Source organism: Microscilla marina ATCC 23134, assembly GCF_000169175.1.
Classification (GTDB): domain Bacteria; phylum Bacteroidota; class Bacteroidia; order Cytophagales; family Microscillaceae; genus Microscilla; species Microscilla marina.
Genome location: NZ_AAWS01000042.1, coordinates 64041 through 80549, shown reverse-complemented (window position 1 = coordinate 80549; position 16509 = coordinate 64041). Strand labels below are relative to the sequence as shown.

The following is a 16509-nucleotide window of genomic DNA, read 5'->3' as shown; positions in this document are numbered from 1 at the left end:
TAATCTCTACTGCAGCGGTGGTGTATATGATGCCTGCGTCTAACCAGTTAAATAATACAGCTGGTAACTCAAAAACTACCGCCACACAAGCCGCTGAACACCCTATTGCTTCAGCAAAACCTCTCACTCGCTCCAATTCAGGTCAACTTGCACAAGACAATCATACGTCGGCCAAAAACACCCATGAGCATAAAAAAGAAACTGACAAAAAAACACTTAAACCTAAAAAAATAACGCAACACAAATCAGAACACCAGCTTGTAAACAAACAAAAAGAGCGCAATGCAATCCCTCACAAAAAAATAACTCCCTGGCAATTAAACACCTCAAATAACAAAGTAAAGGGTTTTGCCAAAAACACCCCCAAGCTCCTGGTTGTTCAACAAAAGCAAGGCATCACTAAACAAGTTGATGTAACTATCAAAGATGACCACCTTACCAAAAACACAGGGAATAAACAATCAAGGGTAGCCAAGAAGAAAACTATTATTTCACAACCACTTTATCAAGTGTCCAAACTCTTACCTATTCAACAGCTCAATACTCTAGCCAATGCTACCTATGGGCATTCTAAACACCTTGCACCTCATCTGGACAGCATTGCACTCCAGGCCCATCGAACGGTTTTGCAAGCGTATCATGACAATTGGAGCTGGGTACAACGCCCCCGAAATACCTTTCAAAGAATCGGGCGATGGCTTGGGATTTCCCGTAAAAGTCGTACACCAACAAAAAACAAAGCAAAGCAAGTAAATACTAAGTTTATGGCAGTGGGTGACTCTTTGAAAACTGATAAGCCAAGTAAAAAAAGGAAAAAAATGGCTACTACTCGCAAGGCGAAACAAAACAAGCCGCTAATGGGGGTACCCAAACTAAGGTTAAATAAACTCTTGAACCGCCTATTTTTTGACAAACCTAACCCAACTGTAGCTAAATCGCGAATCAATTCATTGCCTAAACCAGCAGTATACCCTATTCGTGAGGTACAACTTGGGTTTGTATACCCTTTGAGTACCAACGGCATAGATGCACACAACTACTCTAACAAGCTATCAATCAATGCTCTAATAGGTAGTGCGGCTGCATTGGATGGTCTTGAGTTTGCAGGATTTGGCAACATTGAAAAAGACTACGTCAAAGGTGCACAGTTTGCTGGTTTTTTCAACACAACAGGCAACCAGGTACAAGGTTTACAAGCAGCAGGTTTTTTCAATAATGCAGGAGGGGCACTGGCTGGAGCTCAACTGGCGGGGTTCTTCAACTTGGCTGGTGTAACCAATAGGTCAGCAAGCAGATTAGCTCACAAACCCACAATGAATATACAAGCAGCAGGTTTTGGCAACCTTCACTTGAATGGTTCACTTAATTTTCAGGCAGCAGGTTTTTTCAATATTGGGCGTCAAATAGATGGTTTTCAAGGTGCTGGTTTTTTGAACATAAGTAAAGAAGTTAGCGGTTTTCAGGCAAGTGGTTTTGTGGGAGTATGCGAAAAAATACATGGAGCACAAATTAGTGGCTTTATGAATGTTGCCGATCAGGTAGAGGGTCTACAGATGGCAGGCTTGCTTAATATTGCCCACAAAGTAAAGGGCAGTCAAATTGGCTTTATCAATATTGCAGACAGCCTAACCCATGGGGTGCCCATAGGGTTTTTAAGCATTATAAAAAATGGGTACCGTAAGTTTGAGATATGGGGTAGTGAAAGCCTACATAGTAACATAGGGTATAAAATAGGTGTGCGAAAGTTTTATAATATTTTTGCAATAGGTGCGCAGTTTTTACCTGATAAGTTTCGCTGGGGATTGGGTTATGGTATAGGCACTATTCGTGATATCAACGCCAAAAGTAACTTCAACTTTGAAGCAATGGTATACCACATCAATGAAAATAAATTTTGGGAAGAGAATCTTCGTGTACTCAATCAGGTCAAGTTTTTGTATGGACGGGAGTTTTCCAATGGTATGTCATTACAGGTAGGTCCTACTTTTAATCTCCTGGTATCGCAAGATACCCCGGAAAGCAATGTGCTGGCATCAGAATTACCTCCTTATCATTTTTTTGACAGTACTATTAACGGGATTAACCTCAAGTTATGGGGAGGGCTTCATTTAGGTCTAAGGTTCTAGCCAAATAATGCCCTTTGCTCTATCCTATCAATACAATGAAAGTTGCATAAGTATTATGCACGTCGTGTTTTAGTCAATGGCATTTTTTTTTGAGGTTTACTCTTGGCCACATGTTTTTTAACAAACTTAGCTATGTTATCATAAGCTAAGCCATTTTCAGGTATATCTGGGGCAAATAAGTGCCAACCGTGTGACATATCTTTATACACATCAAACACGATCTCAACTCCTTCATTTTTTGCTTTTTTTGCAAATCGGGCACATTGCGAATATAAGAAATCCTTAGTCCCAATTTGTATTAACATAGGAGGGTAACCTTTCAGATCAGAAAAAATGGGAGAAATCAAGGAGTTTGTCTTACTTTCACCATTACAATATAGATTAGCTAAATCAATTAGAAGGGGAGCACCTTCAGGTGAACTATCTCCTATGCTTTCAAAGGCCTCTCTGCTTGCCTCGTCTCTCACATCAACCCAAGGGTAAATACCCACATAAGACTGTGGCAAGGGCAAGTTTAGTTTGATTAACTTTTCTATTAAAGCTAAAGCCAATCCTCCACCCGACGAATCTCCAACTAACGTTACATGCTTGAACTTTTTCAAAAGGTATTGGTATAGCCTCACACACTCATTTAACCCTTGTGGAAACGGGGCTTCAGGAGCTCGTCCAAATTCAGGTAATAGGGTATTGACCCCTATTCTGCTACTTATTTGACTACTAAATGTAGTATGAGACTTGATTGACCCTTGAAAATACGCACCTCCATGTAAATGAAGAATGATATGCTCAGAAGAAGCATTTGGTACCTTTATCCAGGCACAATTTACACCTTCAATGGTTTCTGCTACTGCCTCAAAGTTATCTGCACCAATATAATTGGCGCCTAACTGATCTAACCTTTCTCTAGACTGGGGGATATACTGCATGACATCTATTTTCTGCATAGTTACGATTTTAAAACCTTACAATATATTTTAATTTTAGAATATAGGGTATTCACTGTTGGTCATGAAAACGAAAGTTTACACTACGAGGTTTGACTTTCTTATTTTTGCAATGTGAGTTGTGGTTCTTATTTGTGTGTCCTTGATCTTCTTTTTATATAATAGCAATGGCTTCGGAAATGCTTATGATCGTTTATGTTTTGACAATCAAAAAGCTCACCTAAACACAATTGTACTAAAACAATTTTTAATTGTATAATAAAATGTTTTGTTCGCATGTAAGCGTAAGCCAAAAGTTTATGCTTCCTTCTTTTTAAAAAAAAGTACATCGAAGATATTGCGGTAAAAAACAAACTATCTACGTTGAAAAGATAGGTCGAATGTGCTTTTGAATAAATGAAGCAATGTTTTTAAATGATTTTTGAGAAGATAAGGTATTGGGATTGTAAAATTGCCAAGTATGTAACTCGCCTTCGTATTTCTCAAGTGTAACATTTACTCCTGATGCCTTGGCCTTATCAACAAAATCTTCACATTGAAACACCAAAGCCTCAGTAGTACTCACCTGTATAAGCATTGGGGGCAAACCAGTCAAGTCTCCATAAAAGGGTGATATAAGAGGGTTGCTTGGTGAATGATGAGTGTAATACAACTTTAAAAGCGAGATTATTTCATCTATATCCGCTATAATAGGATCTTGTCCCTTTATTCTTTCAATATTATCCTTCAACGTACCCGAAGTAATATCTACAGCAGGAGATAACCCAACATAAGCCATAGGTAAAGAAACACGTTCATCTTTTAGCTTTAGCAATAAAGCTAAGCCTTGTTGCCCACCGGCTGAGTCGCCCATTACTATAATGTCTTTGGATGAATACTTGTTTAGTAATTCTTTATACACTTGCAAAATGTCTTGAAAGCCTTTTGGAAAAGGATACTCTGGCGCTAAACTAAACTCTACAAACAACGCTTGGATACCTACTTGGTGAGCTATGCGGGTAACTACGTTCTTGTGACTTTTAATAGAACCCATAACATTTGACCCTCCATGCAAATAAAAAATCACTTGATCAGTGGTCGTTTGTGCTGTTTTTACCCAATAACAAGGTACTTCTCCAAACATTTCTTTCTCAATGGTTACTGGAATATCACAAATATGTTGGCTACATTGTTTAATCAGGTTACTCCTTAAATTACGAATTACTTTTTCAGAAATCATATACTTTTATTTTGCGTATTTTGAACTATAATATTCCAGCTGCCTTATCTTTTATTTTACGTTTTTGCCAAACAGAACGAAGTAATTTATACACCACCACTGTTCTTTCTAATGTATACTGATTTTCGACCTTTACAAAGCCCAGTTTTTGTAAGTTTTTTTCAGATGACACATTATTTAAATGACAATAGACCAAGACCATGTTGTGATCATTTTGTGAAAAAATATAATCGTACATACAAGTTGCGCTTTCAAAACCATAGCCTTGTCTCCAGTAACGAGGCTTAACAGAGCCTGCACTCTCTACATAGTTTTGTCCCCTAAACTGGGTAAGTTTAAAGCCTCTGGTACCAATCAACTCGTTACTTTGTTTATTGATCATTGCCAACTGCCCATATTCATTTTTGTTGTACCGCTCTATTTGAGTTGTTATCCAGGCTTTTGCCATTACTTCGGGGGTACGCTTCAAATTGATACCCAAGTACTTGAGACTGTCATTATTATAATAAAACTCTAGCCAGTCATCTATGTCTGCCAAGGTGAGCTTTCTAAAAATCAACCGTTCAGAAGTAAGGCCTTCATAATAATTCTTTAAGTTCATATACATTACAACAATTAGCTATTTACCAACCTATTTGTGTCGTTCAAATATCCTTGAGCTTCCATCCATTCATCATTTAGTATTTTGCCAATGTACCGACTGGCGTGGTCGTGAAACAACACCACTACTACATCAGAAGATTTCAGTTGCTTTTTTAGCTGAAGCAAACCTGCTACTGCAGCACCAGCCGAATTTCCCACTAAAATGGCTTCCTTTTGAAGAATGGCTCGCGTCATCAATGCAGCATCTTTACAAGACACTTTCTCTATATGATCTATAATCTCAAAATCTACATTGACTGGTACCATATCTTGTCCAATGCCTTCGGTCGCATACTTATGGCTTTGGCTGATATCTACTTTACCAGTTTCATGAACACTCTTCAAAACTGACCCATGAGGTTCTACTCCCCAGATTTTCACTTGTGGATTTTGCTCTTTAAGATACCGACCAACTCCTGAGATGGTACCTCCGGTACCTATTCCTACAATAAAATGGGTAATTTGGCCTTGGGTTTGTTGCCATATTTCGGGTCCAGTGCTTTGGTAATGTGCCAAGACGTTGGAAGGGTTGTCGTATTGATTGCACCAAAAAGAATTGGGCGTTTTATGATACAACTGCTGAGCAACTGAATAATAGGATTCTGGATGATCGGGGTGTACTTCACTTGGGCAAATAATGACTGTGGCTCCCAAAGCCCTTAGTAAATCTATTTTTTCTTTAGACTGCTTACTGGTAGCAGTAAATATGCATCGATAGCCTTTGACTACTGCTGCAATTGCCAGTCCCATACCAGTATTGCCTGAGGTACACTCTATGATTACCCCTCCCGGCTTTAGCTCTCCCCTAGCCTCTGCATCCTCTACCATTTTCAGTGCCATACGATCTTTTACACTATTGCCAGGATTCGTAGTTTCCACCTTTGCCAAAACTGTGGCATCAATGTCCTCTACAACTTGATTTAACTTAATAAGTGGGGTATTGCCAATAGTCTCTAATACATTTTTGTAATAGTGCATGCTATAAAAATAAAAGTTTTTTAATGATACAAATTGCATTGTGTGTGTCATCACTAAAAACCTAAACTGGTCGAATATAAATAAGCTTTATTTGAAAAATAACAGTGTCATAATGAAGCCACCCAAGATATGACAATTCTATTGCTGTAGCAAAAATATTTATTCACTTTCATATTACATTTCATTCAAACTCTTGTCGATATATACTTGCCATTGACAGTAAAAAAAGTGCAATCAATCTAAAAGTCATAACCTGTCTGGGCCAAAAGAGTATATAGTATTGCATAGCTGGTTGAAGGATCTTGGGAGTTAGGAACACTTGTGTTGCTTCTCTCAAGTTTTTTTTTGCTTTTTTTAAAAAAGGTAAAACCGTTTCGAAAATTTTCAAAACGGTTTTTGTGCTAACCAATAAAGATTAGCTGGGCATTATGGTTTATCTGGTTAAAGCAGTTGTATCTCTTTTTCTTATACTATATTCACTATCCTATAAAAATGATAAGCACACTAAAAGTGTACTTATCAATACACTATGCTTTATTTGTACACGACTTTTTTTATGGTTACCTGCCCATTAGAGATATATTTCACCAAATAAATCCCCTTAGGGCGCTTTGTCAGATCAACCGCAATTCTTTCCCCATTTTTCACGGCTTTTCTTAACACCAATGTACCTAACATAGTATACACTTCCAGTGATTGCCGCGCCTTGTCAGTTCTGGTAGTTGTTACCACAGGTACTGCTATAGTAAAACTACCTCCAGTAGGGTTAGGGTACAATGACAACTCTGTGTTATCAATATCAGTAGTTGTGGCTGGCGCAAGTTGCCTTTTTACCAATTTGTTAGTGATAGATGGCGCTATATCATTACTGCAGGGGGCAATCATGAGCGTAGTATTGCTACCAGATTGAGCGAAAAACCCCGGTACAAGCAAAATAGCACTACCTGCCTGGTAATTTGCCACACCTCCATTAAAAATTGTGTTACTTGCAGTAATCGTATTGCCTGCTTCTTGAGTATCGTTTTGCCCATTCAACACATTTTGAGTAATCACCAAGTCAGGCGTACAATCAGTACAAGCATCTACACAAGCTGCATTATTGATCATATTTTGCATCACAGCAGTAGGCTGGACACCAAAGCCCAGATTGAAATTAATGCCCACACTGGTACGATCACAATAACTCATGATAGTACCTCCACCGGGTGGCAACCCTGGTACAGCACAACCTCCTTCGGTAAAACCAGCACAACCGTCAATGGCAGTATTGTTTCCGTTCCATACACAAGCATGGGTATGACGCGACCCCAGGTTATGCCCCATTTCATGGGTGACTACCTTGACCTGGCGTGAAAAAGTAGGCACAGCTACAAATGCAGGAAATAAAGCGGTATGTGAGTGTGGGCTTAAACTGGTATTTCCTGTAACACACAAACCACCAATTCCATTGGCTTTTCCACCAGCATTTAAGGCATTGTTAGGGTCGTTGTTGCCACTTTTAAACGATAACAAGTGGGCTAAATCTCCATTAAATGCAGGACGAGCTGCTACAAAGTTGTTCAAGCCAGTGCTTACACTAGAGCTGTAACTGTCAGCCACATCCCATACAAATATTTCAGAAATCTCTATGTTGATTCCATCATTATCGTACAAAGTAGCCACCTCGTTGAACATTCCAGTAACAAAATTCTCTACATTTGTTACACTGTTGCTTAGGTTTTGGTAAATACCAAAGTCGGTTTCAAAATATACTTTTAAACATTTACCCACAGATTTTACTCTGGCAGAAGCATTTTTGCTCAATCCAGAATAAATCTCATCCAGCATTTCATTTTGCTTATCAGAAACTGTCTCACACCCTAAGTCAGTAGTGTTGGTTTCAAATACATCATCGTGGAACAAAACGTGGTAATCTTGTCCTTTTAACTTACCAATATTAATGGTTTTACTCCCTTCTACTGAAACAAACCCCATTGCTTCTTCCCCAAAAACACTTAGTGCTACCAGGCTTGAACCTTCTTTGCCCTGTACCACACCACGGTAGTGTACTTGCTTGGCACTGGCTCGTTTAGGGTAAGTCTTGCCCGAAGCAGTTGTTACCTTATAGTTCATAAATGTTTCGGGTACTTTTTTAAGTTCGAGGGTCATTGCTGCACTTTGGGCAGATGCGGGAATCTCTAATGCTATATAAGCCGCAGCATTATTGATTACTTGCTCGGAAACACTTTTGTTGAAACCAAAATAGCGGGCATTTTTTAAGGATGTATGCAAATTTTTACCTACGTTATTGGTTGCCGTAAACAAACCTGTAACCTTATCAAAAACTCGATTTTCAGCTTTCGCTTCGGTTATTCTTTGCCCATAGGCGTGAGGGCTCTGGCTGTATGTTGTATGGGCAAAGCCCCACAACATTAGACTTATGCCTATATAAAATAAGACTTTATGCTTCATGATTTTCCATTTTTAAATTGTGTACTATACTATTTCACACCATTACAATGGTCAGAAAAAGACATATAGATCTATTTCTGAATCTTCGCTTTTAAAGCCTTGTTTTCGTTTTTAAGATGCTCTACTTCCTTCTTCATAGAAATCATGTAAAGCGTCAGTTCTTCGATCTTACGCAAAAGAGTTGCGTTCATTTCACCTATAAAAATCCCATTTTTCTCGACCTGCTTGGCAGAAGGAACATCAGGTAAGTGTCCATTTTTCTCAATGTAAGCCTCTACTTCGTTCAAAGGACGCAACTTATACCCTTTTTCAAACACGTAGTCTGCCCATCCTGTGTATACTTTCACTTCGCTGGCGCGTACTCGTCCGTTTACTGAAAGGGTGTAATTGGTAGATCCATCGCTCAACTTATTGGTATTGATACCTACACCATTGGTAGCAAAGTCGCCATAAATCAAAGGAATAGTAGTACTTGAATTGTCTATGTATAGTTTGTTAGATCCTGTTTCGTTGTACCCAGCAAAGTACCCAATAAACACATTGCGAGAACCAGCAGCATTTTTATAACCAGCACGAGCACCTAACAAAGTATTGCCAAACCCAGTAGTATTGGTATAACCTGTAGCCTCACCCAAGTATGCATTGTAGCGTCCCGTAGTGTTTTTGTAGCCACTTTGTTGCCCTACAAAAGCATTGCGGTAACCAGTAGTATTTGAATAAGCCGACTGAAAACCCATTGCCACATTGCTGTAGCCTGTAGTGTTGGTGTAGCCACTCATATAGCCAACCAAAGCATTTGAATGCCCTGTGGTGTTAAAACGTGCAGTACGATAACCCAAAGCAGCATTATTATTTCCCGTAGTATTCCGGTTTCCGCTCCAGTGTCCTATGTAAGTGTTATTGCTTCCTGTAGTATTGATATACCCCGAAGCCTGTCCCATAAAGGTGTTGTAAGCTCCTGTAGTATTGTTATATCCACTAGAAGCTCCCATAAAAGTATTAGAGGCTCCTGTAGATGATGTACCTGTCCTATAGCCAAAATAGCTAGAATTAGACCCTCCTGTACCAGAAGAGTTACCGTAATTAGTAGTGTTTTGTGCCCATGTCAATTGACCAATCAGGCAGAAAACTGCAAGTAAAGTAAATCGTAAATTCTTCATAATAATGTAAGATTGATTATTAGTTATTAATGTGTAATTAGTATGTATTTGATTGTTTGTTGCTAATCAAGTTGCTGTAAAGGCATAGTAGTGCCATAGTTGTGAGTAAACGACTTTTTGAGTCGAGTCAAAACATACGTCTCCCGTGTTTTTGAACAAATGGCTATTTATTCAAAAAATAGGGCTACTTCCAACAAATGTTGTTTATAAGGTTACCTTAGAAATGTTTGTTTGGTAAAAGTAAAATAGGTACAATGGTAGCATAAACCACCAATTAGTATGGGCAGTTTTTGGGCTGCCTGGTGAGAGTATAATGTTTTCATATGTGTAATAAGATGTTAGGTAGTTAGGTTGTTTTCTGATTTTGGGCTTAATTTACGATTTATTGATTAGACCTCCAATAAACCAAAAAGCTTGAGTACTTTTTTTACCCAATATTACTCATTATTACCCATATAAAAGTGAGTATATAAAAAAAACAGCCATTAGGCGCAGTGTTTACCTTGCAAATGGCTGTTTTGGTGTATGTAATAAATCGTTGATATAACGACCTAAATTAAGTTATGCATCGGCGCTTGCTTTGGGAGCACCTGCCATAATTTCTTCATTGGCAAAGTCAGCATACTGGGCAAAGTTTTTAACAAACTCGCTGGCCAAGTGATTTGCTTTGGCATCATACGCTTCTTTGTCTTTCCAGGTGTTACGGGGGCTCAAGACTTCATCTGGTACATTGGGGCAAGTAGTTGGCATGCTTACACCAAAAATATTGTGTTGCACATAGTCTACATTATCCAACTCGCCATTTAAGGCCGCCGTGATCATAGCACGGGTATAAGGCAACTTCATACGAGCACCTACACCAAATGGTCCGCCAGTCCAACCAGTATTAATTAACCATACATTTACATTTTGCTCTTTCATCTTTTTACCCAACATTTCAGCATATTTGGTAGGGTGCAATGGCAAAAATGCAGCTCCAAAACAAGCAGAAAACGAAGGTACAGGGTCTTTGATACCTACCTCAGTACCTGCTACTTTGGCCGTATAGCCAGAGATAAAGTGATACATTGCCTGCCCTGGAGTTAGTTTAGACACAGGAGGCAATACACCAAATGCATCAGCTGTAAGGAAGAAAATGTTTTTTGGAGGTTCAGCAATAGACTGAGGCAAAGCGTTGTCTATATGATGAATGGGGTAAGATGTACGGGTATTTTGTGTAACACTCGCATCTTCATAGTTTACACTGCGAGAACCTTCCTGAAAACGGGTGTTTTCTACAATGGCTCCAAAGCGGATAGCATCATAAATTTGAGGCTCTTTTTCACGGGTAAGGTCAATTACTTTTGCATAACATCCACCTTCAAAGTTAAACACTTTATCGTCAGACCAGCCGTGCTCATCATCACCAATCAAACCACGGTTAGGGTCAGCCGAAAGCGTAGTTTTACCTGTGCCCGAAAGTCCAAAGAATACCGCAGTATCGCCTTTTTCACCTACATTGGCAGAGCAGTGCATAGACAACACTCCTTCTTCGTGTGGTAAGGTATAATTCAAGACAGAGAAAATACCCTTTTTCATTTCACCAGCGTAACCAGTACCACCAATCAATATCATGCGCTTGGTAAAGTTAACAATGGTGAAGTTTTCCTGACGAGTACCATCTTCGGCAGGGTTTGCCTTAAACTCAGGAATGTTGATAATGGTAAAGTTGGGCTGAAAGTTTTTATATTCCTCTTCGGTGGGGCGCAAAAACATATTGTAACAAAACATGTTGTGCCATGCCTGAGTATTTACTACGCGCACATTTAAACGATACTTTGAGTGTGCACCAGCGTGCATATCACGCACATATACCTTTTTGTCTGCTAAAAAAGCCGCCATTTTTTGATGAAGTGCATCAAAGTTTTCGCTTGAAATAGGAAAGTTAATGTCTCCCCACCAAACGGTGTCCTGAGTTTTTTCATCTTTTACAGTAAACTTGTCTTGAGGTGAACGTCCCGTAAATTCGCCAGTATCAGCCATCAAAGCCCCTGTATCGGTAATTGTACCCTCGCCGTTCTTTACAGCTTCTTCTGTCAGCTCTGCGGGAGATAAATTCCAGTGTGCTTCTTTTACCTGTTTTATACCTAAATCCTCGAGTCCACTTTTAGATGATTTCAATCCAAACTCTTGCATTATATTATCAATTTTTTTGAAAACGATGTGAGAAACCGTAAAATTAAGAAATTATTACCATCCCCTAAATTTGTTCGTTCATTTTTTGAGTTTTCCTACCTATTTTAATTCATTGAATAGTACCTAAAATACAAATATTGGGTCTTCAATTTTTGCCTTGGTAAGAGGCGAACATCCACTCAGATAACAGCCCTGGCAAAGTAGTATATATAGCTAAATTATCGCCAAATAACGCTCTAAAAAGGCTTTTTAAGCATTGAAAACACCTCGCTACGACCCACCAGGTATTACCAGCTAAAGCACTGTTTTGACTATTTACAGATTTGCTTTAAATAATGCCAAGCTCATTTATATATTTTCGCAAAATTTTGCCAAGTTCACAATTATTTTAACCTTTCCTGTTTTATTTTTCTATTGGACATTACCAATACTTGCTGTATGCCTATTTCTACAGTGGCATTTCCAATTACAGCTTCTGAGATACTCAAACTATCATTCTGTATGCTTTTTAGGTCTATTGCTTACTTGTCTCTATTGTTGTATTTTACATATTTTCTGATGTTACCAAAAGTTAAAGCCTATCAGTAGCCTTTATTTTTTATAAACTTTCCAATATATTTGTGGGATTTTCAAATTTCGGATCAATACAACAGTTTTGGCATGCTATAGTTATGCCATCAAAAATATACAGATTAAGTAAAAAATCATGAGTAAATCTGCAGATAAAGCGTTTTTGGGACATCCGGTAGGGTTAGCTGTACTCTTCTTTACAGAGATGTGGGAGCGGTTCAGTTATTATGGAATGCGCGCCATTTTAGTACTTTTTATTATTGCACCAGTAGAAAAGGGCGGCTTGGGTTGGTCTAATGTTGATGCACTTGCCCTATACGGCTGGTATACTATGATGGTGTACGTAATGGGGATTCCTGGGGGTATTATTGCCGACCGATGGCTGGGGCAAAAGAAAACGGTGCTCATTGGGGGGCTGATTCTTTGTGCTGGACACGGAGTACTTGCGATCCAAAATATTACCGCTTTTTATGCAGGTTTAGTACTGATAGTCATAGGTGTTGGTGGTCTAAAGCCTAATATTTCTACCATTGTGGGTGGGCTATACAAAGCTGGTGACCCACGTCGTGACCGAGGATTTACATTATTTTATATAGGCATCAACCTGGGAGCATTCCTTTCTTCGCTGATTGTACCTTTGGTAGCCAGTGAATATGGTTGGCATTATGGTTTTGGTTTGGCTGGTATAGGCATGTTATTTGGTCAAATATTGTTTGTTTGGGGGCAAAAATACCTGAGGGGTATTGGAGACTACAAACCACCTGTAAAAATAGAAGGCTCTAATCGTAACCAGCCACTGACTAAAGTAGAGAAAGACCGTTTAGTAGTATTATTCCTGTCATTCATTATTATTATAGTATTCTGGGGTGCTTTTGAGCAAGCAGGTGGCTTAATGAATATTTACGCTCAAAACAAAATTGACCGGATATTCTTTGGCTGGGAAATACCTGCTGGTGTATTTCAAGCTGCCAACTCATTCTTTATCATTACATTAGGAGTAGCAGTTGCCAGCTTTTGGGCAACTCGCCAACGCAAAGGCAAAGAGTCGTCTTCCTTATTTAAAATGGCCATAGGAACCATTATCATGGGATTTGGTTTTTTTGCAATGGCGGCCGCTTCAGTACAAGCTGGCCAGGAACCATTTGGTAAAGGCGCCATGATTTGGTTAATTCTGGCATATTTACTCCATACTGTTGGTGAGCTGTCTTCTTCTCCTGTATCTCTGTCGTTTATTACCAAACTTGCCCCAGCACGCTACGCTTCTATTATGATGGGGGTTTACTTTGCTTCTACCGGCTTTGGTAATAAGCTGGCCGGATTGGTAGGTGAAGCGTCACAGGTAAAGCCTATCAACATCGAATTAAAGGCCTCACCCAGTGAGCTAAAGCCTTACGCCCGCATTACTACATCGCTTGCGAAGGACAAAAACATCAACTTTAAGGGGCAAGTATACATGGAAAACAACCAAGTGGTAATGAAAAACCTTGAAGACAACAAAAAAGAAATTACTCCTCTCTTTGAGTTAGATAAAGAAAGTTCAAATCGCCTGCGTGAAACCCTGAAAGAAGAAGAGGTAACCGCTAAAGAACCCATGCACTTTAAAGTTAGTTTGTCGAAAAAAGACAAAGTAAAAGAGGGTGAATCACCTAAAGGCGATGGAAAAAATTATAAAGGTACTGTGGTAATAGATGAGGTGCAAAATGCGCTGGAACTAAAAACCTTCTTATACATCACTATATTTACTACCGTATTTGGCTTACTGCTGATTATCTTCCTGAAAAAACTGAAGGCACTGACCCACGGTGTAGAAGAAGCAGAAGCAAGTCAAGCAAGAAAGAACGCTGATGAAAAAGAAATGTAACTTAGAAAATATAGATTTACTAATATAAAAAAAGAGGTCAGTTGCTGGCCTCTTTTTTTATTAGGTACTTTTTTGAGAAAAGCATAAAAAAACAGAGAGCTAATACTAACTCTCTGATAAACAAGCTATCAATAATAAATATCCTCTAGTATGTTTTGTGCCCCTCAAACAAAACTAATCACATCTATGATACCTCTGTTTTTGACTTAAGCAGTTTTATTTGCTCTATCAAGGTATTGTTTTCGTTTTTCTGAGCAGAAATTGTTTCATCTTTAGCTGTAATCACAATTTCTTTGTTGCTGATATCTTTTTCCAGCATTCTAACCATCTCTTCCAGCCTTTTTACTTCTTTTTCGTTGTCATCAGTAAATTCATCACTTTCGGGTAAAAGCATATTACCTTTACCAAAAAAAATATACAGAGGATTTACTTTAAAAGTGTGAAACAACTTATTAAGAAAGGTGATAGAGGTTTCTCTACGTCCGTTGAGTACTGCATTGAGTGTTTGTACGTGTTCGTTCATCTGACGGGCAAACTCGCTCTTGTTTCTGTAGACCGGATTGATTTCCGCCAAATGATTATATACTTCAATAAACCGCAGCGTGATGTCTTTTTGACCAGAATCTTTCCCCATAGTTAAGCATTTCGTTTTTAAAAACTTTGATTATTATAAACATTTAGTTTAGATTTGTAATCATAACAATATACCTCCAGGTAAAAACACAAAGTACATCTGTAAAAGATTACAATGCATAGAGACTGCGTATCATAATGATAATATCTAAAGCAAAAGGTTTATATACTTACACAGAACCTCGAAGGATTAGGATAATGAAGAGTAAACACCATTTACCTATACTAAAGAGGTTGATTTGGGATTGGGCTGTTAAAGTGAAGGACAACAAAACCACCGGAAGTTTTAAAAAAAAGGTAAAGCTTAATTCATTTCATGAACCTTTCTATAAGCCTTACCCGAGAGCTTCGAGGCCTTTTACTATCTTGCAAATAGTAAAGGGCTGGTGGTATTTTTTGAGTCAAAAACTCTAAAAACCTAATCAATTTCTAAATTAGGTAATTGTACTGAGTTTGCAAAAAAAGCTCTCACAATTTGCTTATAAGAGAAGCCCTTACTCAAGGTGAATAGTTAATTTTATAAACAAACCCTGACAGGGTATAAAAATACCCCACAAAATGCTTTGTGGGGTAGCAAAAAATCATCTTTGATGATTCCTTTTAGTTATAAAAAAATATCGCTGACAGATTGAAGAGTGTGAGTGGTTAATTATATGACAAGCAATGATTTAACTCGGTTCATTTTTCTCTTCTTTCTGTTTTTTTTCTTGTTCAGCTTTCTCTTTTTTACGTTGTATTTGCTCTTCTTCAACTTTGTCGTACGCCTTGATAATATTCCTTACCAATTTGTGACGCACCACATCCGAAGCGTCTAATTTTACAAACCCTATTCCCTTTACATCTCGCAAAATACTGATGGCCTCTATCAGCCCTGACTTTTGCTTTTTAGGCAAGTCAACCTGCGAACGATCTCCGGTGATAATCACCTTGGAGTGAGGGCCCATACGAGTCAAAAACATTTTGATTTGCATGGGGGTAGTATTTTGGGCTTCATCTAACAAGATAAAAGCATTGTTAAGGGTACGCCCTCGCATATAAGCTAAAGGAGCAATCTCAACAATTCTATTTTCCTGGTAATACTTCAGTTTTTCTGACGGAATCATGTCATCCAAAGCATCATAAATGGGGCGTAAATAAGGGTCTACCTTGTCTTTGAGGTCACCCGGTAGAAAACCCAGATTTTCGCCTGCCTCTACCGCAGGGCGGGTAATAATAATTTTTTTTACGTCCTTATTTTTCAGCGCTTTTACTGCCAAGGCCACCGAAATATATGTTTTTCCGGTTCCGGCAGGACCAATGGCAAATACCAGGTCGTTGTCTTCGGCACTTTTCACCAATTCACTTTGATGGGCAGTTTTTGGCTTAATGGCCACCCCTTTAGTGCCATAGATCAATACTGGCTGGCCTGTATCGTCTTGTTTAGGTGCTTGGGTGTCTTCTCGCTGAAGATAAGTAGTAACATTGTCGGTAGTTACTTTACCGTATTTGTGATAGTGTGCAAGCAGAGAGTTAATTATTTCATTGATTTTGATAATTTCAGGGGTGGTACCCTGAATACGAAGTTCGCTGCCTCTCGAAACGATTTTGCTTTTGGGAAAAGCAGCAGCCACTTCTTTGATGTTGTTGTTTTCTATGCCTAGAAAATCAACTAAAGATACATCTTCTAATTGGATTACTTTTTCTACCAAATGAATAAATTTAAGTGAGACATGTTGATGTTTGGTTAAGTAAGTAATCATACCAAAATAGT

10 protein-coding genes and 1 pseudogene are annotated in these 16509 nt (G+C 38.7%); 2 read left to right on the top strand and 9 right to left on the bottom strand.

The window, feature by feature from the left end:
* Positions 1-2126, top strand: a pseudogene (locus tag M23134_RS39050) (hypothetical protein); the annotation flags it as partial.
* A gap of 53 nt (positions 2127-2179) precedes the next feature.
* Here the strand turns inward: M23134_RS39050 and M23134_RS28070 are convergent.
* The 7 genes from M23134_RS28070 to pckA form a co-directional block, all read right to left on the bottom strand.
* The gene (locus tag M23134_RS28070) at positions 2180-3070 is read right to left on the bottom strand and encodes an alpha/beta hydrolase (RefSeq protein WP_002702089.1); all 891 of its coding nucleotides are present in this window, start codon (positions 3068-3070) and stop codon (positions 2180-2182) included.
* A gap of 358 nt (positions 3071-3428) precedes the next feature.
* Entirely contained in the window at positions 3429-4289 is an 861-nt protein-coding gene (locus tag M23134_RS28065) for an alpha/beta hydrolase (protein ID WP_002702088.1), read from the bottom strand.
* 25 nt (positions 4290-4314) lie between these two features.
* Entirely contained in the window at positions 4315-4890 is a 576-nt protein-coding gene (locus M23134_RS28060; RefSeq protein ID WP_045114491.1) for a GNAT family N-acetyltransferase, read from the bottom strand.
* Positions 4891-4904: 14 nt separating this feature from the next.
* Positions 4905-5909 carry a PLP-dependent cysteine synthase family protein gene (locus M23134_RS28055; RefSeq protein ID WP_045114490.1) on the bottom strand — a complete coding sequence of 335 codons (1005 nt, stop codon included), beginning with the start codon at positions 5907-5909 and terminating at the stop codon, positions 4905-4907.
* A 534-nt stretch (positions 5910-6443) separates the two neighbouring features.
* Positions 6444-8360, bottom strand: a complete 1917-nt coding sequence (locus M23134_RS39045; RefSeq protein ID WP_053337405.1) for a zinc-dependent metalloprotease — start codon at positions 8358-8360, stop codon at positions 6444-6446.
* Between the two features lie 71 nt (positions 8361-8431).
* Positions 8432-9520, bottom strand: a complete 1089-nt coding sequence (locus M23134_RS28040; protein WP_002702084.1) for a hypothetical protein — start codon at positions 9518-9520, stop codon at positions 8432-8434.
* Between the two features lie 561 nt (positions 9521-10081).
* A complete protein-coding gene (pckA, locus tag M23134_RS28035) occupies positions 10082-11695 on the bottom strand; it encodes a phosphoenolpyruvate carboxykinase (ATP) (protein ID WP_002702083.1) in 1614 nt (537 codons plus the stop codon).
* 706 nt (positions 11696-12401) lie between these two features.
* Between pckA and M23134_RS28030 the strand changes: the two genes are divergently transcribed.
* On the top strand, positions 12402-14126 hold the full coding sequence (locus tag M23134_RS28030) for a peptide MFS transporter (protein WP_002702082.1): 1725 nt from the start codon (positions 12402-12404) through the stop codon (positions 14124-14126).
* A 184-nt stretch (positions 14127-14310) separates the two neighbouring features.
* On the opposite strand, the gene M23134_RS28025 is transcribed toward M23134_RS28030, so the two are convergent.
* The gene (locus M23134_RS28025) at positions 14311-14760 is read right to left on the bottom strand and encodes a helix-turn-helix domain-containing protein (RefSeq protein WP_002702079.1); all 450 of its coding nucleotides are present in this window, start codon (positions 14758-14760) and stop codon (positions 14311-14313) included.
* Between the two features lie 667 nt (positions 14761-15427).
* Entirely contained in the window at positions 15428-16447 is a 1020-nt protein-coding gene (locus M23134_RS28015) for a PhoH family protein (protein WP_045114500.1), read from the bottom strand.
* Positions 16448-16509 lie beyond the last annotated feature (62 nt).